This window comes from Streptomyces glomeratus, from assembly GCF_021462825.1.
GTDB classification, from domain to species: Bacteria; Actinomycetota; Actinomycetes; order Streptomycetales; family Streptomycetaceae; genus Streptomyces; species Streptomyces glomeratus.
In genome coordinates, this window is sequence record NZ_JAKEEB010000010.1 from 12,015 (window position 1) to 33,120 (window position 21,106).

The 21,106-nt window shown below is 69.6% G+C and carries 17 protein-coding genes and 1 tRNA gene; 5 read left to right on the top strand and 13 right to left on the bottom strand.

Annotated elements, in window-relative coordinates:
- Positions 1 to 99: 99 nt before the first annotated feature.
- The 3 genes from LZ604_RS14520 to LZ604_RS14530 all read right to left on the bottom strand — a co-directional run bounded on the left by LZ604_RS14520 (position 100) and on the right by LZ604_RS14530 (position 3,424).
- The gene (locus LZ604_RS14520) at positions 100 to 933 is read right to left on the bottom strand and encodes a carbohydrate ABC transporter permease (protein ID WP_234515671.1); all 834 of its coding nucleotides are present in this window, start codon (positions 931 to 933) and stop codon (positions 100 to 102) included.
- A gap of 140 nt (positions 934 to 1,073) precedes the next feature.
- Entirely contained in the window at positions 1,074 to 2,102 is a 1,029-nt protein-coding gene (locus LZ604_RS14525) for a carbohydrate ABC transporter permease (protein WP_234515505.1), read from the bottom strand.
- Positions 2,099 to 3,424: an ABC transporter substrate-binding protein gene (locus LZ604_RS14530; RefSeq protein ID WP_234515506.1), complete on the bottom strand. Its 1,326-nt coding sequence runs from the start codon at positions 3,422 to 3,424 to the stop codon at positions 2,099 to 2,101. The genes LZ604_RS14525 and LZ604_RS14530 overlap by 4 nt, the downstream gene beginning before the upstream one ends.
- Positions 3,425 to 3,765: 341 nt before the next feature.
- Between LZ604_RS14530 and LZ604_RS14535 the strand changes: the two genes are divergently transcribed.
- Positions 3,766 to 4,821: a LacI family DNA-binding transcriptional regulator gene (locus LZ604_RS14535; protein WP_234515507.1), complete on the top strand. Its 1,056-nt coding sequence runs from the start codon at positions 3,766 to 3,768 to the stop codon at positions 4,819 to 4,821.
- A 135-nt stretch (positions 4,822 to 4,956) separates the two neighbouring features.
- Here LZ604_RS14535 and LZ604_RS14540 read toward each other — a convergent pair.
- The 4 genes from LZ604_RS14540 to LZ604_RS14555 all read right to left on the bottom strand — a co-directional run bounded on the left by LZ604_RS14540 (position 4,957) and on the right by LZ604_RS14555 (position 7,970).
- A tRNA-His gene (locus LZ604_RS14540) sits at positions 4,957 to 5,029 on the bottom strand.
- 110 nt (positions 5,030 to 5,139) lie between these two features.
- Positions 5,140 to 5,742 (bottom strand): oligoribonuclease, encoded by a 603-nt coding sequence (gene orn, locus LZ604_RS14545; RefSeq protein ID WP_234515508.1) that lies wholly within the window; start codon positions 5,740 to 5,742, stop codon positions 5,140 to 5,142.
- A gap of 272 nt (positions 5,743 to 6,014) precedes the next feature.
- Positions 6,015 to 7,271 carry a helix-turn-helix domain-containing protein gene (locus tag LZ604_RS14550; RefSeq protein ID WP_234515509.1) on the bottom strand — a complete coding sequence of 419 codons (1,257 nt, stop codon included), beginning with the start codon at positions 7,269 to 7,271 and terminating at the stop codon, positions 6,015 to 6,017.
- Positions 7,272 to 7,649: 378 nt separating this feature from the next.
- Positions 7,650 to 7,970 carry a hypothetical protein gene (locus LZ604_RS14555; protein ID WP_234515510.1) on the bottom strand — a complete coding sequence of 107 codons (321 nt, stop codon included), beginning with the start codon at positions 7,968 to 7,970 and terminating at the stop codon, positions 7,650 to 7,652.
- 473 nt (positions 7,971 to 8,443) lie between these two features.
- Between LZ604_RS14555 and LZ604_RS14560 the strand changes: the two genes are divergently transcribed.
- Together LZ604_RS14560 and LZ604_RS14565 are read left to right on the top strand one after the other, a co-directional pair.
- The gene (locus LZ604_RS14560; RefSeq protein ID WP_234515511.1) at positions 8,444 to 8,971 is read left to right on the top strand and encodes a universal stress protein; all 528 of its coding nucleotides are present in this window, start codon (positions 8,444 to 8,446) and stop codon (positions 8,969 to 8,971) included.
- Between the two features lie 216 nt (positions 8,972 to 9,187).
- Complete coding sequence (locus LZ604_RS14565) at positions 9,188 to 9,754, top strand: GPR1/FUN34/YaaH family transporter (protein WP_234515512.1); 567 nt, start codon at positions 9,188 to 9,190, stop codon at positions 9,752 to 9,754.
- A gap of 131 nt (positions 9,755 to 9,885) precedes the next feature.
- Here the strand turns inward: LZ604_RS14565 and glmS are convergent, their stop codons facing one another.
- Complete coding sequence (gene glmS, locus LZ604_RS14570; protein ID WP_234515513.1) at positions 9,886 to 11,703, bottom strand: glutamine--fructose-6-phosphate transaminase (isomerizing); 1,818 nt, start codon at positions 11,701 to 11,703, stop codon at positions 9,886 to 9,888.
- A gap of 74 nt (positions 11,704 to 11,777) precedes the next feature.
- A complete protein-coding gene (locus LZ604_RS14575; protein ID WP_234515514.1) occupies positions 11,778 to 12,035 on the bottom strand; it encodes a hypothetical protein in 258 nt (85 codons plus the stop codon).
- Between the two features lie 165 nt (positions 12,036 to 12,200).
- Between LZ604_RS14575 and LZ604_RS14580 the strand changes: the two genes are divergently transcribed.
- Both LZ604_RS14580 and LZ604_RS14585 read left to right on the top strand, forming a co-directional pair.
- The gene (locus LZ604_RS14580; RefSeq protein WP_234515515.1) at positions 12,201 to 13,766 is read left to right on the top strand and encodes a purple acid phosphatase family protein; all 1,566 of its coding nucleotides are present in this window, start codon (positions 12,201 to 12,203) and stop codon (positions 13,764 to 13,766) included.
- A 227-nt stretch (positions 13,767 to 13,993) separates the two neighbouring features.
- Positions 13,994 to 15,589 (top strand): beta-N-acetylhexosaminidase, encoded by a 1,596-nt coding sequence (locus tag LZ604_RS14585; protein ID WP_234515516.1) that lies wholly within the window; start codon positions 13,994 to 13,996, stop codon positions 15,587 to 15,589.
- Positions 15,590 to 15,693: 104 nt separating this feature from the next.
- Here the strand turns inward: LZ604_RS14585 and LZ604_RS14590 are convergent, their stop codons facing one another.
- From LZ604_RS14590 to desA, 4 genes are all read right to left on the bottom strand, one after another.
- Positions 15,694 to 17,466, bottom strand: a complete 1,773-nt coding sequence (locus tag LZ604_RS14590) for an IucA/IucC family protein (protein WP_234515517.1) — start codon at positions 17,464 to 17,466, stop codon at positions 15,694 to 15,696.
- The gene (locus LZ604_RS14595) at positions 17,463 to 18,008 is read right to left on the bottom strand and encodes a GNAT family N-acetyltransferase (RefSeq protein ID WP_234515518.1); all 546 of its coding nucleotides are present in this window, start codon (positions 18,006 to 18,008) and stop codon (positions 17,463 to 17,465) included. Before LZ604_RS14595 ends, LZ604_RS14590 begins: the two co-directional genes overlap by 4 nt.
- Before the next feature lie 286 nt (positions 18,009 to 18,294).
- Complete coding sequence (locus LZ604_RS14605) at positions 18,295 to 19,578, bottom strand: lysine N(6)-hydroxylase/L-ornithine N(5)-oxygenase family protein (RefSeq protein ID WP_234515519.1); 1,284 nt, start codon at positions 19,576 to 19,578, stop codon at positions 18,295 to 18,297.
- Complete coding sequence (gene desA, locus LZ604_RS14610; RefSeq protein WP_234515520.1) at positions 19,562 to 21,004, bottom strand: lysine decarboxylase DesA; 1,443 nt, start codon at positions 21,002 to 21,004, stop codon at positions 19,562 to 19,564. Before desA ends, LZ604_RS14605 begins: the two co-directional genes overlap by 17 nt.
- Between the last annotated feature and the right edge of the window lie 102 nt (positions 21,005 to 21,106).

Below are 21,106 nucleotides of genomic sequence, written 5' to 3' on the forward strand. Positions count from 1 at the left end.
GGGAGGGGGAGGAGAGGCGGGGAGGCAGGGGAAGGGGTGAAGGGGCCGGGGCCGCGGTGACCCGGCCCCCGGCAGGGCGCCGGGCGGCGGCGGAGAGAGTCAGCCCTTGATCGCCCCCTGCATGATCCCGCCCACGATCTGCTTCCCGAACAGCAGAAAGGCGATGAGCAGCGGCAGCGTGCTGAGCAGGGCACCGGCCATGATCACCGCCTGGTCGGGGACATAGCCGGTGCCCAGCGAGTTGAGCGCGACCTGGACGGTCGGGTTCTGCTGGTTGAGCGCGATGATCGGCCACAGGAAGTCGTTCCAGGCGAACACGAACGTCAGCAATCCGAGCACGGCCATCGCGGGCCGCGCCGCGGGGAAGACCACGTGCCACAGGATCCGGGGACTGCTCGCGCCGTCCACGCGCGCCGCCTCGATCAGTTCGGTGGGCAGCGCCTGCACCAGGTACTGCCGCATGAAGAACGTGCCGAACGCGGTCACCAGGGTCGGCAGGACGACGGTCTGCAACCGGTTCGACCAGCCGAGGTCGGACATCCACAGATACAGCGGCACGACGGCCAGCTGCGGCGGGATCATCATCGTGCCGATGGTCAGCAGCAGCAGTGCGCCGGAGAACCGGAACCGCAGCTTGGCGAAGGCGAACCCGGCGAGCGTGGAGAACAGGACCGTACTGACGGTGATCGTGGTGGCCACCAGCGTGGAGTTGAACATCGCGGTGCCGAGACCCGCCTGGTCCCAGGCCGCCTGCAGGTTCTTGAACAGGTTCCCGCCGAACCACAGCGGCGGTGGCGTCTCGGCGAGCCGCCGGTCGGTGCGGGAGGCCGCGACCGCAGTCCACACCAGCGGCGCCAGCGAGACGAGCGCGAAGACGGTCAGGACGGCATAGGTGACCGGGCCCGCGTCCAGCTGCCTGCCCGCGCCCGTCATCCGGGGTCGCCCAAGACGCCGGCCGCCGCGCGGCCGCGCCTTCGCCCTCGTCCCCGGCTCTCCCCCGGTCTGCGCCTTCGTCGCCTTCGTCTTCGCCCCGGCCTCCCCGGGCGCCTGGGGAAAGGTCAGATCGCCGGCGCTCATGGGGACTTCCTCAGTCGTCGGGAGAGCAGCATGTTGACCACTGCCACGATCACCAGGATCAGGAACATCGACCAGGCGATAGCGGAGGCCTTGCCGAGGTTGCCGATGATCCAGCCCTGGTCGTACATGTACAGGCCGAGCGTCTGGTACTGGTGCTCGGAGCCGCCCTTGGAGCCGCTGACCCCGCCGAACAGCAGGGGCTCACCGAAGAGCTGCGTCGCGCCGATCGTGGAGACGATCACGGTGAACAGGATCGTCGGCCGCAGCATCGGCACCGTCACATGGCGGAACTGCTGCCGGCGCCCCGCCCCGTCCAGCGCCGCCGACTCGTACAGATCGCTGGGGATCGCCTGCATCGCCGCGAGATAGATCAGCGCGTTGTAGCCGGTCCACCGCCAGATCACGATCGAGGACACCGCGAACTGCGAACCCCAGTCCGACTCCCGCCAGTTGACCGGGTCGACGCCGACGAAGTGCAGCAGCCAGTTGATCATGCCGCCGTCCCAGGAGTACAGCAGCGTGAAGACCAGCGTCGCCGCGGCCACCGAGGTGGCGTACGGGGTGAGCATCACGACCCGCCAGGCGGTCGAGCCGCGCAGCCGGTAGTTGAGCAGATGCGCGAGCCACAGGGCGGCGAGCAGCTGCGGCACCGTCGAGATCACACCGATGGAGAAGGTGTTTTGCAGCGCGTTCCAGAAGAACTCCGAGGACAACAGGTTCGTGTAGTTGCCCAGGCCCGCCCAGGTCTGGTGGTCCAGCGCGGACAGCTGCACGTGGTGCAGCGAGTACCAGGCCGTGTAGAGCAGCGGGACCAGTGAGAAGGCCCCGAAGACGACGAAGAAGGGGGCGATGAGCACGTACGGCGACGCCTTCATGTCCCAGCGGTACAGCCGGCTGCGCCAGGAGGCGGTGCCCTTTGGCGGCGTACCGCGACCGTGAGCGCCCCGGGCCGCGCCCGGCTGGTTGCCGGGCGCGGCCTCGGCGCTCGACGCGGGGTGCGCGAGAGCCTCGTGGGAGCTGGTCACTGGCCGAGCACGTCCTTGATCTCCTTGGCGGCCGCCTCCCAGCCCTGGGCCGGGGTCTTGCCCTTCTGCTCGACCTGGAGGATGCCGACGTCGGCGATCGCGCTGTCGATCGGCTTGTCCTTGGGACCGAGGTACTGCGCCGGGATGGTCTTCGCCGAGTCGGAGAAGATCTGGGTGAGCGGTGCGTCGGAGAAGTAGGCGGTGGTGTCGGCCTGCGGCTTCAGGCTCGGGTACGCCGACGGGGTGGAGGGGAAGCTGGCCTGCTTGGCGAAGACCTTCGCCTGCTGCTCGGGCGCGGTCAGCCACTTCGCCAGGGCGATGGCCTCCTTCTGGTGCCTGCTCGCCGTCGGCACGCCGAGGAAGGAGCCTCCCCAGTTCGCCGCGGTCGGCGCCGCCGCCACGTCCCACTTGCCCTTGCCGGAGTCACCGGACTTCTGCTCGATGTAGCCGATCATCCACGCCGGGCAGGCGATCGTGGCGAAGGTGCCGTTGGCGAAGCCCTGGTCCCACGTCGGGTCGAACTGCTTCAGCTTCGCCGACATGTCGCTCGTCGCCGCGGTCATGGCGACGTCCCAGGCCTTCTTGACGCCTTCGGACTTGTCCCAGACGACATTGCCGTCCTTGTCGTAGTACCGCTCGCTCGCGCCGCCCACCGCCGCGTTGTAGACCGAGGCCGCCGAGTCCATGAACTTGGTGCCCTTGGGCGCCTTCTTCATGTACTGCTTGCCGAGGTCGACGTACTTGGCCCAGTCGCCCTTCCACTGCTCGGCGAGCTTGGTGCGGTCCGTCTCCAGACCGGCCTTCCGGAAGAGGTCCTTGCGGTAGCAGACGGCCATCGGGCCGATGTCGGTGCCGAGCCCGATCGTCTTGCCGTCCTTGGTGGTGGCCTGCGCCAGCTTCCAGTCCAGCCACTGGGACTTGTCGGCCTCCTTGCCGAGGTCGACGAACTTGGCGGCCTGCGTCTGCACGGCCTCGGTGATGTTGCCGACCTCGATCGCCTGTATGTCGTCCGTGCCGGAACCGGCCTGGAGCCGGGTGAGGACCTTCGGCCAGTAGACGTCGGTGCGGGTGGTGACGTTCTCCTTGATGGCGATGTCCGGGTGCAGCTTCATGTACTCGTCGTAGAGACCGGCCTGCTGGTAGCCGAAGACGCCGAAGGTGCCGACCGTGAGGGTGATCCTGCCCTTGCCGCCGCCACCGCCGGTCGCGTCCGGCGAGCCGTCGTCCGAGTCGTTGGCGCAGCCGGCCAGCAGCCCCGTGGTCAGCGCGGCGACGGCCGCGAAGGCCACCGGCCCGTGGGACCGGCGGGTACTCGTGCGCATTGCGTCCTCCTGTTGCCTGATGTGCCGACCCCCCGGCCGACTCCATTGGCTGGAGCCGTTCGTACGCGCTGCGGCCCGGGCGGGGAACGTGCGGGACGTGTAGGTGTCAGGTAGTGTGGGAGCGCTCCCATGAGTGATGTGTTGAAGAGTCGTGGGTCGGGACGGGGGTGTCAAGGGAGCGGACGCGGCGAACTGCGTTCGGTTGTCAGGCCGTCAAGCACGGCCGGGGAGGGCGCGCGGCCCGTCCTCCGAGGTCCGGTGGCCCGTCGCGACGATCACCGCGGCGGAGACGGCTGTTAGATTCCAGGCCGGCGTGAGAGTACGGCGGAAGGCGGAGCCCCATGGCAAGCCACGGAGCGCGGGGCCGGAGCGGTGGCCGGCCCACCCTGGAAGAGGTGGCCGCACGCGCCGGTGTCGGACGCGGCACGGTGTCCCGGGTGATCAACGGCTCGCCCCGGGTCAGTGACGCGACGCGCGCGGCGGTCGAGGCGGCGGTCGCGGAACTCGGCTATGTGCCGAACACGGCGGCGCGGGCGCTGGCCGCCAACCGTACGGACGCCATCGCTCTCGTGGTCCCCGAGCCGGAGACCCGCTTCTTCGCCGAGCCGTACTTCTCGGACATGCTCCGGGGTGTGGGGGCCGAGCTGTCGGACACGGAGATGCAACTGCTGCTGATCTTCGCGGGCAACGACCGTGAGCGGCGCCGGCTGGCCCAGTATCTGGCGGCGCACCGGGTGGACGGCGTCCTGCTGGTGTCGGTGCACGCGGACGATCCGCTGCCGGACCTTCTCGCCCAGCTGGAGATCCCGGCGGTGATCAGCGGCCCCCGCTCGGAGCACGAGGCGCTGCCGTCGGTGGACTCCGACAACTACGGCGGCGGCCGCTCGGCGGTCGAGCACCTGATCGCCCGCGGGTGTTCGCACATCGCCACGATCACGGGACGTCTCGACGTCTACGGCGCCCAGCGGCGCGTCGACGGCTACCGGGACGCGCTGCGGGACGCGGGCCGCGCGGTGGACGAGACCCTGATCCTCCCCGGTGACTTCACGGAGGAGGGCGGCCGCCGGGCCATGACGGAACTGCTGGCGCGCCGGCCTCGTCTGGACGCGGTGTTCGCGGAGTCGGACGTGATGGCGGCCGGTGCCCGTCAGGTACTGCGCGAGGCGGGCCGCCGTATCCCCGACGACGTGGCGCTGGTCGGCTACGACGACTCGGCGATCGCCCGCCATATGGATCCGCCCCTGACGAGCGTGCGCCAGCCGATCGAGGAGATGGGCCGGGCGATGACCGACCTCCTCCTGGAGGAGATAGCGGACCGCCGCCCGGCGTCGTCACGCGACCCGGAGCGCCGCAGGCTGGTCCTGCCGACGGAACTGGTGCGGCGGGACTCTTCCTGAGGCGCGGAGGCTTCCGGCGCCCTGATTGCGTACGGTGAGCGCTGCGGAGCGTGCGCCCTGAGCCCCTGGGGAGTCGGCGGCCGAAACGCAGTCCAGCCGGTTCCCGCTCCCACGGGCCACCGGCTGGCTACTGAGGGTGAGTGACGGGACTCGAACCCGCGACATCCTGGACCACAACCAGGTGCTCTACCAGCTGAGCTACACCCACCATGACCGGTGTCTTCTGTTTCCCGCACCGGCCGAGAAAAAGTGTACAGGGTCCGAAGGGGTGCTCGCGCCAGCGTTTCTCCGGGGCCCGTTCGGGCCCCGTCGAGGCCGCTATCGCGCGGGCAGCACGTGCCGGGCGGCGATCGTGCGCGCCGTGTCCGAGTCCGGGCCCGGCTGCGGCACGAAGATCGCCTCCCGGTAGTAGCGCAACTCCGCGATCGACTCGCGGATGTCGGCCAGCGCCCGGTGGTTGCCGTTCTTCTCGGGACTGTTGAAGTACGCCCGCGGGTACCAGCGCCGGGCCAGTTCCTTGATCGAGCTGACGTCCACGATCCGGTAGTGGAGATAGTCCTCCAGCGTCGGCATGTCGCGGGCCAGGAAGCCGCGGTCCGTGCCGACGGAATTGCCGCACAGCGGCGCCTTGCCCGGTTCCTTGACGTGTTCCCGTACGTACGCGAGAACCTGCTCCTCGGCGTCCGCGAGCGTCGTGCCGGCTGCCAGCTCGTCGAGCAGTCCCGAGGTGGTGTGCATCTGACGCACCACCTCCGGCATCGTCTCCAGCGCCGTGTCCGGCGGCCGGATCACGATGTCCACGCCCTCGCCGAGTACATTCAGCTCGGAGTCGGTGACCAGCGCGGCCACCTCGATGAGCGCGTCGTCGGACAGCGAGAGTCCGGTCATCTCGCAGTCGATCCACACCATGCGATCGTTCATGTGTCCCACCTTATGGCCCGCCACGGCCGTGCGGACCGCCCGTGCAGTGACCGTGCGTGGCAGTGCGTGGCAGTGCGGGGCGGTGAATGGCTGGTGCATGGCCGGTGCATGGTGGCGCATGGCGGCGTATGACGCGGATCGGGGGGAGGGCCCTGGCGGCCACCCCGGGCGGACGGCGCGAGTGCGCCGGAAGGGCGGGGCCGTGAGGCGGTACTACGCCGATACGTAGTACCGCCTCACGGATCCCGCCCTTCCCCGGGCCGGCCGCGCTGCTAGTGCGCGCTGCGCTGCCCCGGCAGGCTCGGGCGGCTCGCCGCGTACAGCTCCGGTACATGCCTGCCCGGGTGGTCGACGTGCCTGCCGTGGTGGTCCGTGGACAGGGACGTCGGGTGCCCGAGCGCGCTCGCGGCCGCCGTGCGGCGGGTCTGGAGCGGAACGGGGGCGGCGTCCTGCACCAGATGTGGCGTCGCGGACCCTCCGGGGCCGTCCGGGTCCCCCGGCCGGTCGCCCTGGGGGCGGCGCGCCCGGTACGCGGCCCGGTACGCCGCCGGCGACGAACCGAGCTGGCGCCGGAAGTGCCCGCGCAGCGCCACCGGGGAGCGGAAGCCACAGCGTCCGGCGACCTCGTCGACCGAGTAGTCGGAGGTCTCCAGCAGCCGCTGCGCCTGAAGCACCCGTTGGGTGATCAGCCACTGCAGCGGCGCGCTGCCGGTGAGCGAGCGGAAGCGGCGGTCGAACGTCCGTCGGCTCATGTACGCGCGCGCGGCCAGCGTCTCCACGTCGAACTGCTCGTGGAGATGTTCCAGCGCCCAGGCGACGACCTCCGCGAGCGGGTCGGCGCCGATCTCCTCAGGTAAAGACCTGTCGAGGTAGCGCTCCTGACCGCCGCTGCGGCGCGGCGGGACCACCAGGCGCCGGGCGAGCGCGCCCGCCGCCTCGTTGCCGTGGTCCGTGCGCACGATATGGAGGCAGAGGTCGATACCGGCCGCCGTGCCGGCCGACGTCAGTACGTCGCCGTCGTCCACGAACAGCTCTCGTGGATCGACGTGCACCGACGGATAGCGCTTGGCCAGCGTCGGCGCGTACATCCAGTGGGTGGTGGCCGGTCGCCCGTCCAGCAGCCCGGCCGCGGCCAGGACGAAGGCGCCGGTGCACAGCCCGACGATGCGGGCACCCTCCTCGTGCGCTCGGCGCAGTGCGTCGAGCGCTTCCTCCGGCGGCGGCGAAGTGATCGAACGCCAGGCCGGCACCACGACGGTGCCCGCCCGTGAGATCGCTTCGAGTCCGTACGGCGCGGTGAGTTCCAGGCCCCCTGTGGTCCGCAGTGGGCCTTCCTCTCCGGCGGCCACCAGCAGTCGGTAGCGCGGTACTCCGGCGTCCTGGCGGTCAATCCCGAACACCGAAAGCGGTATGGAACTCTCGAAGATGGGGCCGCCGCTGAACAGCAGCACCGCGACGATCTCCTTGCGGCGTCGCCCGGACAGTTTCCGGGCCCCGGCATCCGCTGTGGCAGTGGAGTCGTGGCTCATCCTGCTAAGCCACCCTTGGTGGTCGCGGCTCCTCGGTTGTGTCGCTCCTGCACGTTTCCCCTCGGTCCTGCACGAGTCCCCCGCCGTAAGACAGTCATGATCGAATTTACTGTGTCCCGCAATGCCGGCGTGACCAGTTCACCATCCGGCACATTGTCGACATGGCAACTTGGCGTGAAGCATTCGATCACGAAGGGTTGCACTCGTGGGCCGTGCAGGGAAGTGCGCCTCGTCCCAGTGGCCAATCCCCATAGGGTGCGGGAGCCCTCCAGGACCCTTTCGGTGCAGGTGGAACGGGGGGTGGGGGGCCGTTCGACCCCCTGATGCACGGGTGCAAGAAGTTGGCTGAAAAGAGGCGGGGGCGTGCGCGGAAACCGGTCAGTCGACCGGAGTGTTCGCTCCCCCGTTCCGCCCGCCCCTACGCGCCCCCGCTCCGGCCGCTCCGGACCGGACGGGGCGGGATGGGCGATCCTCGCCTGCCGACCGTGCCGCGCCCCGCTCGCACTGCCGCAGAAGCGCGCGGCAGGCCCAGGTGACCGCCGCCAGGCCGAGGGTGGCGCTGATCGCACCGGCGACCGAGGTGCCGCTCCAGACGAGGACCACGGGAACCAGCGCACAGGTGAAGCAGGCCCAGCGGATCACCACGGTCGCCGTGTCCGGCGCCGGGCGGTTCCGGGGGGCGGGGCGGGGTGCGGACACGGCGGGCTCCCTGAGGCGGTGGGTCACCGGAATCAACGCGTCCGAGGGCGGTCGGTCACTGGGGGCGCGCCGGTCGGTCCCGGGGGCGAGGTGCGGGCGCCGGTCGGTCACCGACGGCAGGGCGTGCGCCGGTCGATCGCCGGTGACCGTGTGTGCGACCGGTCGCCCACTGTCCGGGCTCTTACCGCGGAAACCGGGCCGCCGCCCTGGTTGCTCGGTGAACCCTGTGCAAACCGGCTGTACGAGGCAGCAACCATTGCGTGACGGGCGTCCTCTCGTGCATGCTCCCTGGAACCCAGTGATGAGGGTCCCCTGGTTCGAGTGAAGTCGAGAACACGGGGAGTGCGCAGGATCTGGGCCGAGGAGGCGTGCCGCCGTACCCTTGGGGGTATGGGGTTGGGAAGATGTTTCCCGGACACAGCTCCGCCGTACAGTGTCGTCCCACCCACGAGGATCACAACGCCGAGACACTCATGGCCGGTCACGAATTCTTCGATCCCGCGGACCGCAAGCGCCGCGTCGCCGACCCCACGGCGGCCGAGCCCTTGGCGGCGGAAGAGTCACGCCCGTCCTGCGACCCCGCCTTCAAGCACGGTGTGGTGGTCGGCTTCGACGGTTCCACCTCCAGCGAGCGCGCGCTCGCCTATGCGATCGGCATGGCCCACCGCTCCGGTTCGGGTCTGATCATCGTCCATGTCGCCAACCGGCTTCCCACCACGGTGTGGGCGGGCTGTGAGCCGCCGGTCTTCGTCGACGTGCCGGACCACCGCACGGAGGTCCTCGGGCTGGAGCTGGCCTGCGCGGAACATCTCGCCGAGGTGCCCTGGATCCTGGTGGAGCGCGGCGGCGACATCTGCCACGAACTCGAAGAGGTGGGCCGGGAGTACGAGGCGGACGCGATCGTCGTCGGCTCCACGCACGGCATCGTCGGCCGTATCTTCGGCTCGGTCGCCGGCCGCCTCGCCAAGCGCGCGCGACGCCCCGTCGTCGTCATTCCCTGACTTCCCCGGGATCGCCCGGCTTCCTCGGCCCCGCTGCGACCCCGGCGTTGTGCAACCGCAACTCGCCGTTGTCTCAGGTGAGATGAGGCGTGGGTAGTGCCAACCCCCTTGTGCGGACGCCTGAACCTACTCGCGCGTAGAGGTGTTTGTGCCCTTGTGAAGGGCATATATCGCTCACCGCACGACCGTACGTGCAGGACAAGAAGGGAGCCCGCCGTGGACAACGACGTCTCTGCGGGAAGCACCACCTCGATCGTCGGCCGACTCGCTCTCGGGATAACGCTGTTGGCCTTCGGTCTCGGAACCACCAAGGTGATCGACGGTGTGACGACGGCCGACGCCGTGTCACTGGCCCACTACGTGGGCGGCGTTGCCCTGTTCCTCGCCGGACTGCTCGCTTTCCGCGACCGCGACACCGCAACGGGTACGGCGTTCTCGGCGCTCGGTGCCCTGTGGTTCACCTGGGCCGTCACGGCGGGTGGCCAGGTGTCCGACAACGCGGCAGGACTCTTCCTCCTGCTGTTCGCCCTCGTCGCCCTGAGCCTGGCGCTCGGAGCGGCCGGCGACGTCCTCGGCCAGGGCACCTACGGTCTGCTCTGCGTCTCGCTGGTGCTGCTGGCCGTCGCCCGCTTCGCCGGCAACGACGCGCTCGGCAAGGCCGGCGGCTGGTGCGCGGTCGCCGCGGGCGCGGTCGCCTGGTACGCGGCGACGGCGGTGCTGGCCAAGTGGCCGACGTCCCTGCCGCGACGTGCTGCCGGCCGGGGGGTGACGGCCGCCGGCTGAGGCAGCGCCGGGCCGGGGAAGGGCGGCCCCGGTCCCGTGAGGGAACGACCCCCTGTGCTGGTGGCGCACAGGGGGTCGTTCACCGCTTCGGACGCGGTCGCCGGACGCGATCGTGAGAGGGAGGGGAGCCGCTACTCCACCGTCACCGACTTGGCCAGGTTCCGGGGCTTGTCGATGTCCCGGCCCAGCGCCAGTGCCGTGTGGTACGCGAGGAGCTGGAGCGGGATGCCCATCAGGATCGGGTCCAGCTCGTCCTCGTTCTTCGGGACCACGATCGTGTGGTCGGCCTTCTCCTGCTCCTCGTGGGCGACCGCGAGGATCCTGCCGCTGCGGGCCTTGATCTCCTCCATGGCCGCGCGGTTCTTCTCCAGCAGGTCGTCGGCCGGCACGATCGCGACCGTCGGCAGGGCCGGCTCGATCAGTGCCAGCGGGCCGTGCTTCAGTTCGGAGGCCGGGTAGGCCTCGGCGTGGATGTACGAGACCTCCTTCAGCTTCAGCGAGGCCTCACGGGCCACCGGGTAGCCGCGCACCCGGCCGATGAAGAGCATCGAGCGGGCATCCGCGAACTGCTGCGCCAGCTCCTTGATCTCCTCCTCCTGCTTGAGGATCTCGGAGATCTGCTCGGGCAGCTTCCGCAGGCCCTCGATGATCCGCTTGCCGTCGCGCACCGACAGGTCCCGGGTGCGGCCGAGGTGCAGCGCCAGCAGCGCGAACGCCACGGTGGTGTTGGTGAAGCACTTGGTGGAGACCACGCACACCTCGGGGCCGGCGTGCACGTACATGCCGCCGTCCGCCTCACGCGCGATCGCCGAGCCGACGACGTTGACGATGCCGAGCACCCGCGCGCCCTTGCGCTTCAGCTCCTGGACGGCGGCCAGCACGTCGTAGGTCTCACCGGACTGGGAGACCGCCACGTAGAGGGTGTCGGGGTCCACGACCGCGTTGCGGTAGCGGAATTCGGAGGCGGGCTCGGCGTCCGCGGGGATACGGGCCAGCTCCTCGATCATCTGGGCGCCGATCATGCCGGCGTGGTACGAGGTGCCGCAGCCGAGGATCTTCACCCGGCGCACCGCGCGCGCCTCGCGGGCGTCCAGGTTGAGACCGCCCAGGTGGACGGTGGAGAACCGGTCGTCGATGCGGCCGCGCAGCACCCGGTCCACGGCGTCGGCCTGCTCGTGGATCTCCTTGTGCATGTAGGTGTCGTGGCCGCCCATGTCGTACGACTCGGCCTCCCACTCCACGGTGGTCGGCTCGGCCGTCGTACGGGTGCCCTCGGTGGTGTAGGTACGGAAGTCGTCGGCCTTCAGCGTCGCCATCTCGCCGTCGTCCAGCGTCACTATCTGGCGGGTGTGGGCGACCAGGGCGGCGACGTCGGAGGCGACGAACATCTCCTTCTCGCCGATGCCGAGGACGACCGGGGAACCGTTGCGGGCGACCACGATGCGGTCGGCGAAGTCGGCGTGCATCACGGCGATGCCGTACGTGCCCTCGACCACCCGCAGTGCCTGGCGGACCTTCTCCTCCAGGGTCTCGGCCTGTGAGCGGGCGATGAGGTGGGTGAGGACCTCGGTGTCGGTCTCGGAGAGGAACTCGACGCCGTCCGCCTCCAGCTTCTTCCTGAGGTCGGAGGCGTTGTCGATGATGCCGTTGTGGACGACGGCGACCTTGTGGTCGGCCGACATGTGCGGGTGGGCGTTCACGTCGGAGGGGGCGCCGTGGGTGGCCCAGCGGGTGTGGGCGATACCGGTGGTGCCCTTGAAGCGCGCGGGGACCTTGGCCTCAAGGTCGCGGACCCGGCCCTTGGCCTTGACCATCTTCAGGCCGGCCGTCTTGGGGGACGTGACGACGATGCCCGCCGAGTCGTAGCCGCGGTACTCCAGCCGCTGCAGACCCTCCAGGAGAAGCGGGGCCACATCGCGCTTACCGATGTATCCGACGATTCCGCACATATATGTCCTTAGTTCTCTCTGTCCCCGTTGTGGTGAATTGTTCCTACGGTCTGTCAGTCGCGTGGTGTCGCGTCTCAGCCGTAGACGATGCGGCGCAGCTGGCGGAGCGTAAGCTCGGGCGGTGCGACCGCGCGGTACCTCAGATCCGCCTCGATCCGCTCGAAGATCGTCGCGTTCACCAGGCCCTGGGCCTGTAGCTCGCGGTGGCGACGACGGACGAACTCCTCGATCGTCTCGTCGAAATAGGCGAGCACGTCCTGGACCACACGCAGCGCCTCGCCCCGGCTCAGGGTCGTGGACCGCGTCAGATGATCAACAAGTTCGTCGTGCACCCGGTAGATCCTGCGGTACAAGCGCCGGAATCGCAAGAATCGTGCCCGATTTCGGGTAGACGCCCCTTGGAACTCTCATGGGTCCGTGTTCGACGGCTGTCCATTCTGTGTCTTGCGCCACGTTGCTGATGTGGAGGAACTTCAGGCCACATGGACATACCTCGTATGGGAGTACCTGAGAAGCTCGCCGGCCGCATGAGCATGGCGGAGCAGCACGAGTACCTGCGCTCGAGATTCTCCCGGCGCACGATGATCAGAGGCGGCGCCGTGACCCTGGGCGCCGTCACGGGTGGCGCGTTCGTACCGGGCGCCACCGCCCAGGCCGCCGTCCCGGCCCAGCGCACGGCCCCCGCGACCGAGTCCGTCGACGGTGCCCTCGTCGCCCCCTTCGGCCGCCACCTCGCCTTCGGCAACGACCCGCGCACCGAGATCACCGTCTCCTGGCAGGTCCCGGTCGCCGTGAAGAAGCCGTTCATCCGCATCGGCGCCCACCCCTGGGACCTGTGCCGCAAGATCCCCGCCGAGGTCCGCACCCTCTACACACCGGCGGGCGTCGGCGCCAGCGGCGACCACACCCAGTACTACCTGCACGCCAAGCTCACCAACCTGCGCCCCGGCAAGACCTACTACTACGGTGTCGGCCACGCGGGCTTCGACCCGGCCGAGCGGCACCTGCTCGGCACCCTCGGCACCTTCACCACCGCTCCCGCCCACAACGAGCCGTTCACCTTCACCGCCTTCGGCGACGAGGGTGTCAGCTACCACGCCCTGGCCAACAACAGCCTGCTGCTCGGCCAGAACCCGGCCTTCCATCTGCATGCCGGCGACATCGCCTACGGCGACCCCGCGGGCCAGGGCAAGACCTCCGACACCGGCTTCGACTCGCGCGTGTGGGACCAGTTCCTGTACCAGACGGAGTCGGTCGCCAAGCAGGTCCCGTGGATGCCGGCCTACGGCAACCACGACATGGAGGCCTGGTACTCGCCCAACGGCTACGGCGGCGAGGAGGCCCGCTGGACCCTGCCGGACAACGGACCGGACCGGAAGAACCTCCCGGGCGTCTACTCCTTCGTCTACGGCAACACCGCCGTCATCTCGCTGGACGCCAACGACATCTCCTTCGAGATCCCGGCCAACCTCGGCATCTCGGGCGGCACCCAGACCAAGTGGCTCGAGGCGCAGCTGAAGACGTACCGGGCCAGCGAGGACGTCGACTTCGTCGTCGTCTTCTTCCACCACTGCGCGTACTGCACCTCCACCGCGCACGCCTCGGAGGGGGGCGTGCGCCAGGAGTGGGTACCGCTGTTCGAGAAGTACTCCGTGGACCTGGTCATCAACGGACACAACCACCAGTACGAGCGCACCGACGTCATCAAGGCGGGCACGGTCGCCAAGAAGCTGCCGATCGGCGGTACGGCGTACCCCGAGACCGAGGGTGTGGTGTACGTCACTGCGGGCGCGGCGGGCCGCAGCCTGTACGCGTTCAGCGCCCCGCTGTCGTACGAGGGCCACGAGAACGAGGTGGACTCGGTCGCCTCGTTCATCAACACCAAGGACGGCAGGCAGAACGAGACGGTCGCCTGGTCGCGCGTGCGCTACCTCGACTACTCGTTCCTTCGCGTCGACGTCACCCCGGCGCCCAAGGGCCGTTACGCCACCCTGACGGTGCGCGGCATCGCCGAGTCGGGTGAGCAGGTCGACCACTTCACGGTGGCGCGCCGCGCGAAGTAGGGCCACTCCCGCGCCCGCAGGACGGGCGCGGGAACGGCGGGCGGCTCTCGCATCGGTGCCGAGGGCCGCCCGCTCGGCATTGACTGACTCACCGGCCCTCAGCACCTCCCGCCACGGGCTGATTTCCGCCGTCGGGGGATTGATTCCCCTCCTGGTGCGGGGAGAGTGGTCTATACCCATCTCGTCCAGTCCGGGCGACCCCTGGGTCCGCGTGGAAGGGAGCGCATGTGTCACAGCACCACAGAACGCCCCGCATCCTCGGAACGCTGCTGCTCGTCGCGACGGCCGGACTCACCGTCGGCGTCGGCACCCAGCCCGCCGCGGCCGCCCGCGGCACCACCGCCACCCCCTTCGACCGGGTGGTCCCGGCGCCCGCCTCGGCCGAGGCGGGCGGATCCCCGTACAAGATCACCCAGGGCACGCGCATCCGGGTGGACGGCACGAGCGAGACCCGCCGAATCGGCGAGTACCTCGCGGGCGCCCTGCGGCCCTCCACCGGCTACAGCCTCCCGGTCACCACGGGCGGCACCGGAGGCATCAGACTCACCCTCGGCAGCGGTCCGTTCGGCGACGAGGGCTACCGGCTCTCGAGCGGCACCGGGGGCGTGACCATCACCGCCCGCCGCCCCGCCGGCCTCTTCCACGGTGTGCAGACCCTGCGTCAGCTGCTGCCCGCGTCCGTCGAGAAGAAGACCGTGCAGCCCGGCCCGTGGACCGTCGCGGGCGGCACCGTCACGGACTCGCCGCGCTACGCCTACCGCGGCGCCATGCTCGACGTCTCCCGCCACTTCTTCACGGTCGCCCAAGTAGAGCGGTACGTCGACGAACTGGCCCTCTACAAGATCAACACCCTGCATCTGCATCTGAGTGACGACCAGGGCTGGCGCATCGCCGTCGACTCCTGGCCGCGCCTTGCCACCTACGGCGGCTCGACCCAGGTCGGCGGCGGCCCTGGCGGCTTCTACACCAAGGCGCAGTACCGGGAGATCGTCCGCCATGCCGCCTCCCGCTATGTGGAGGTCGTCCCCGAGATCGACATGCCCGGCCACACCAATGCCGCCCTCGCCTCGTACGCCGCACTGAACTGCGACGGCGTCACACCCCCGCTCTACACGGGCACCGACGTCGGCTTCAGCTCGCTGTGCGTGCCCAAGGCGGTGACGTACGACTTCGTGGACGACGTCGTGCGGGAACTCGCGGCCCTCACCCCGGGCCGCTACCTCCACATCGGCGGCGACGAGGCGCACTCCACCGGCCACACCGACTATGTGGCGTTCATGGACCGGGTGCAGCCGATCGTCGCCAGGTACGGCAAGACCGTGATCGGGTGGCATCAGCTGACCGGAGCGCACCCGGCGAAGGGCGCGCTCGCCCAGTACTGGGGGCTCGACGACACGAGCGCCGCGGAGAAGGCCCAGGTCGCGCAGGCCGCGCGGAACGGCACCCGGCTGATCCTGTCCCCGGCCGACCGGGTCTACCTCGACATGAAGTACACCGAGGACACGCCCCTCGGACAGGACTGGGCCGGGCTGGTGGAGGTCCAGCGGTCCTACGACTGGGATCCCGGCGGCTATCTGCCGGGCGCCCCGGCCTCTGCGGTCGCCGGCGTCGAGGCGCCGCTGTGGTCCGAGACGATCGTCACCGACGCCGACATCGACTACATGACCTTCCCACGGCTGCCGGGCGTGGCCGAGCTGGGCTGGTCGCCGGCCGCCACACACGACTGGGACGCGTACCGGGTGCGGCTCGCGGCGCAGGGACCGCGGTGGGAGGCGCTGGGGATCGGGTACTACCGGTCGCCGCAGGTGCCCTGGCCCGCGTGACAGGCCACCCGAGGCTCGCGCCGTAGGCCGCACGAGGGGCGGTGAACCCGCCGGCGGGCACCCCGGTGGACCGTACACCGGGGTACCCGCCCGCCCCGTGGGGGTCAGCGGCCCGCGATCGGATTCCTCAGGGTCCCGGCCAGCTGGAGCGCACCCGAGGGGTCCGTCAGATCCACCATCTGCCGGTTGTCGCGCAGCTGGAGCCGGTTGAGGCAGGACAGGGCGAACTCCGGGGCGAACATGTCGTACCGCCGGAACCGCTCGGCGAGGTGCGGGTTCGCGTCCTGGTACTCGTGCACGACCTCGGCGACCGTGCGCCAGAAGTCCTCCTCCTCCAGGATGCCCTCGTCGGCGAGGTTCGCCGCGACGAAGCGGAAGAAGCAGTCGAAGACGTCCGTGAAGACGGACAGCAGTCTGTGCTCCTCCGGGACCTCGACCCGGATCCGTGCCACCTCCGGCGGCAGCACCGCGTCCGGGTCCATCACCGCGATCTCCTCCGCGATGTCCTTGAAGACCGCGCGCCGCACCACACCGTCCTGAAGGACGAGGATGACGTTCTCGCCGTGCGGCATGAAGACGAGGTCGTAGGCGTAGAAGCAGTGCAGCAGCGGGGTGAGGTAGGCCCGCAGATAGTGGCGCAGCCACTCGGCCGGGGCGAGTCCGGACCGCTCGATCAACGCCCCCGCGAAGGAGGCACCCTCATGGTCGACATGGGCCAGGGAGGCCATCGTCGCCAGGGTCTCGCCCTCCTGGAGCGAGGCGACCGGGCTCTCGCGCCACAGGGCGGCGAGCATCTTGCGGTACGGGGAGGTGCGGTCGGTGGCCGCCTCGTACTCCGGATGGCGGTAGCCGACGGCCGCCCGCTCGCGCAGGATCGTCAGTCCGGTCGACCTCAGTACCGGATCGCTCTCGATCAGCCCGTGCAGCCAGTCGTTGATTGCCGGGGTCGCCTCCATGTAGGCGGCCGAGAGACCCCGCATGAAGCCCATGTTGAGGACGGACAGGGCCGTCTTCACATAGTGCTTCCCGGGGTTGTCGCGGTTGAAGAAGGTCCGTACGGACTGCTGGGCCAGGTACTCGTCGTCACCCTCGCCGAGGCAGACGAGGTGCCGGCGGGCGACCTCCGCGGCGAAGGTGACGGTGAGCTTGTTCCACCACTGCCAGGGGTGGACGGGGATGAGGAGGTAGTCCGCCGGGTCCAGGCCCTGGTCGGTGAGGTGCCGGTGGAAGCGTGCCAGGGTCGCGGCCCCCAGCTCCTGCCGCAGGAACGACTCGTAGGTCAGGCCCACGCCCGCCGTGAACGCGGCCCGTGAGCGGTGCGCCGCCAGCCACACCAGCCGAAGGGGGCTCGCGGTCTCGGGCGCGTACGACAGGTACTCGTGGATGCCGAAGCCGAGCCGCCCGTTGTTGGCGACGAAGCAGGGGTGGCCCTCGGTCATCCCGGTCTCTATGGCCTGGAAGCCGCTCCGGGCGAGTGCGGCGGAGGTGATCTCCGGCTTGGTGAGCTTGTAGCAGGTACCGGAGAGCGTGGAGGAGATCTCCTCCAGGTAGACGGGCAGGATCTCGTCACTCAGGCCCAGCGAAGTCCTCAGCTCGATGAAGAAGTCCAGGGCTGACAGCGGAAGTTCGGCACCGTCACGGTGGCGGGTGATCGACTCGGGGGCGATCCGCCAGTGGTCGAGGGCGCGCAGGGTGGCGCTGAACCGGTAGCGGGTGAGCCTGTCGTCGCTGAGGACGACGTAGTGGCCGTCGTCCCCCGGTTCGGGGGTGATCAGCCGCTCGTGCGCGAACTCGGCCAGCGCCTTGCGTATGAGCAGACGGTTGGCCTGCTCCCAGCGCTCGGGGGAGAGGTGGGCCACGGCGTCGGCGAGGTTCATCCCGTCACCGCCCGCTCGAACCGGTCGCGGGTGCAGAAGCTGAGCAGCGCCGTCTTCTCCGGCTTGGTGATCTCACGGTCGGGCACGAAACCGACGGCGGCGTTCAGCGCGTGTACGGCCGTGTTGCGCACGTCGGGCTCCACCACGATCCGCTCGGTGGCCGGGTCCTCGAAAAGGTGCCACAGCACGGCGGTGATGACGGCCCGGGTGAACCCGTGCACGGGCCGGTCGGTGGGGGCGACGAGGAAATGCATGCCGACGTCGCCGGGCCGGGGCTCGTACAGGCCGACGAGTTCCCGGTGGGCGGGGTCGTACTGCTCCATCAGGAAGGCGGGTTCGCCGTCGTGCAGCCCGAGGAACGCGTGGTGGTGCCGGTCGGCCGCGATCTCCATGTACGCGCGCTCGACGTCCTCGAGCCGGGCGTCCTGCATCATCCAGAAGGCCGCCTTGGGGTGGGTGAGCCAGCCGTGCAGGAGTTCGGCGTCCTCGAGGGGGTCGAGGGGGCGGAAGGCGAGGGTGCCCATCAGAGGGGCGGTGCTCATTGGGGACTCCTGGGCCGTGTGGGTGATCGTCTTTGAGACGGGAATGCGATTGCGTGGTCCGGTACAGGTGGCGAGTTTCCCGAGTGCGCCTGGTACGGACCGAACTCGTGGTCCTCGACCGGGACCACAACGCTGCACAGACCATCCTGGCCGCCGGGCAGGCGGTGTCGGCCTGTGGAGCCGGTGTAAGACCTCAACGGAAACCCTCCGGGCGGGCGGTCGGCGATGAGGCAGGAAATCCTTTGGCGCGAGCCGTTGGAGTCCCGCCCCGTAGGGCGGGGAGATGTCAAACGGCGAACTCCTGGAAGGCGATGGTCTTCTCGACGGGGTAGTACTCGGTGCCGAGCAGCTCCCGGATGATGTACGTATTCCGGTAGGCGCCCATGCCCAGGTCGGGGCTGGTGATGCTGTGCGTGTGGACGCCGGCGTTCTGCAGGAACACGCCCCGGCCCGACACATCGATGGCGTAGTTGCGGGACACGTCGAAGTTGCCGTGCCCGTCGTAGCGCAGACGGTCGCGGACGGGCTTGAGGAACTCCGGCTCGACGTACCGGTAGCCGGTCGCGAGGATCAGCCCCTGGGAGCGAAGCTCGTAGTCCTTCTCCTGCTCCTCCTGGCGGAAGCCGAGGGTGAACATGCCGTCCTCGTGACGGGCGGCGGTGAGCGTGGAGTTGGTGAGCAGACGGGTGGGCACCGGACCGTCGAGGCTCTTCTGGTACAGCAGGTCGAAGATCTCGTCGATCAGGTCCCCGTCGATGCCCTTGAACAGGCCCTTCTGCTGCTCGCAGAGGCGGTAGCGGGTCTGCTCGGGCAGGGCGTGGAAGTAGTCGACGTACTCCGGAGAGGTCATCTCCAGGGTGAGCTTGGTGTATTCCAGCGGGAAGAAGCGCGGGGAGCGGGTCACCCAGTCCAGCCGGTAGCCGTGGACGTCGATCTCGCTGAGCAGGTCGTAGTAGATCTCGGCGGCGGACTGGCCGCTGCCGACCAGAGTGATCGACTCCTTGGCCTGGAGCCGGTGCTTGTGGTCCAGATAGCGGGAGTTGTGGATGGCGTCGCCTGCCAGGCTCCGGCACGCCTCTGGGATGTGGGGCGGGGTGCCGGTGCCGAGGACCAGGTGGCGGGCCCGGTGGACGGTACCCTCCCGCGTGTGTACGACGTACACGGCGTCCTGTTCCTCGTACGTCACCTCGGTGACGGTGGTGCCGAAGCGGATGCAGCTCAGCTTCGAGGCCGCCCAGCGGCAGTAGTCGTCGTACTCGACGCGCAGGGGGTAGAAGTTCTCGCGGATGTAGAACGAGTACAGCCGCCCGCGCTCCTTCAGGTAGTTGAGGAAGGAGTACGGAGAGGTGGGGTCGGCCAGGGTGACCAGGTCGGACATGAAGGGGGTCTGGAGGTGGGCGCCCTCCAGGAACATTCCGGAGTGCCACTCGAAGGTGGGCTTCGTCTCCAGGAACACGCCGTCGAGTCCGTCGATCGGCTCGGTGAGGCAGGCGAGGCCGAGGTTGAAGGGACCGAGTCCGATCCCCACGAAGTCGTGGACGGTGTCGGGGGTGTCAGGATGCGCGGTCAAGGGACTCTCCCAGGTACTGCTCGGCGTGGCCGGCGATCAGATCGAGTACGGCGGCGATGTCGCCGGCCGTCGTCTCGGGGTTGAGCAGGGTGAACTTCAGGTAGTGGCGGCCGGCGACCTTGGTGCCCGCGACCACGGCGTCGCCGGAGGCGAACAGGGCCTTGCGGGCGTAAAGGTTGGCGCGGTCGATTCCGGCGGGGTCGGTCACGGCCGCCGGGATGTAGCGGAAGACGAGGGTGGACAGCTGCGGCTCGACGGCGACGTCGAAGCGGGGGTCGGCGGCCAGCAGCTGCCAGCCCTCGCGTGCCAGGTCGCAGACCTCGTCGAAAAGGGAGCCGATGCCGTCGGCACCCATCACACGCAGGGTCATCCACAGTTTGAGGGCGTCGAAGCGCCGGGTGGTCTGGAGCGACTTGTCGACCTGGTTGGGGATGCGCTCGGTGACCATGCGGCGGGGGTTCAGATAGTCCGCGTGGTAGGTGGCATGGCGCAGCGTGGCGGCGTCGCGGACCAGCACGGCGGACGAACTGACCGGCTGGAAGAAGGACTTGTGGTAGTCGACGGTGACCGAGTCGGCGCGTTCGATGCCGTCGAGGAGATGGCGGCGGGCGGGCGAGACGAGCAGTCCGCAGCCGTAGGCCGCGTCCACGTGCAGCCAGGTGCCGTACCGGGCGCACAGCCCGGCGATCTCGGGCAGCGGGTCGATGGAGCCGAAGTCGGTGGTGCCCGCGGTGGCGACGACGGCCATCGGGATCAGGCCGTCCCGGACGCAGCGCTCCAGCTCGTGGGCGAGGGCGACGGTCCGCATGCGCTTGTCGGCGCCGACCGGGACGGGGACGACGGAGCCGGCGCCCAGACCGAGCAGTTTCGCCGACTTCTGCACGCTGAAGTGGCTGACCTCCGAGGCGAGGATCCGCAGCCTGGCGAGATCGTCGCTCTTGGCCTCCTCGCGGGCCAGCAGCAGCGCCTGGAGGTTGGACTGGGTGCCGCCGGAGGTGAACACGCCGTCGGCGGCGGGACCGAGGCCGATGCGCCCGGCGGTCCAGTCGATGAGCCTGCGTTCGATGAGGGTGCCGCCCGCCGACTGGTCCCAGGTGTCCAGTGAGGAGTTGACGGCGGACAGGACGGCCTCGCCGAGGACGGCCGGGATGACCACCGGGCAGTTGAGGTGGGCGAGGTACCGCGGGTGGTGGAAGTAGACGGCATCGCGGAGGTAGAGCTCCTCCAGCTCGTCCAGGGCCGCGGTGGTGTCGTGCAGCGGGCGGTCCAGGTCGATGCCCTCGATGCGGGGGGCGAGGGCATCGACCGTGGCGCCGGTGAACGGACGGTCGGCGGTGGCGAGTTTGGCGGCCACCCGCTCGACTCCTTCGGTCACGGAGCGGCGGTAGTGCTCCGCGGTCAGGTCGTTGAGCAGGTGCGAGCGCATGTGGGGGTCCTCCGGTGGGGACAGTCCGTGCGGGACGGATGAGAGGCGGAGTCGCCTTGTGAACTTAGGTTAGCCTAACCTAAATTTGATCTCGGATCACCG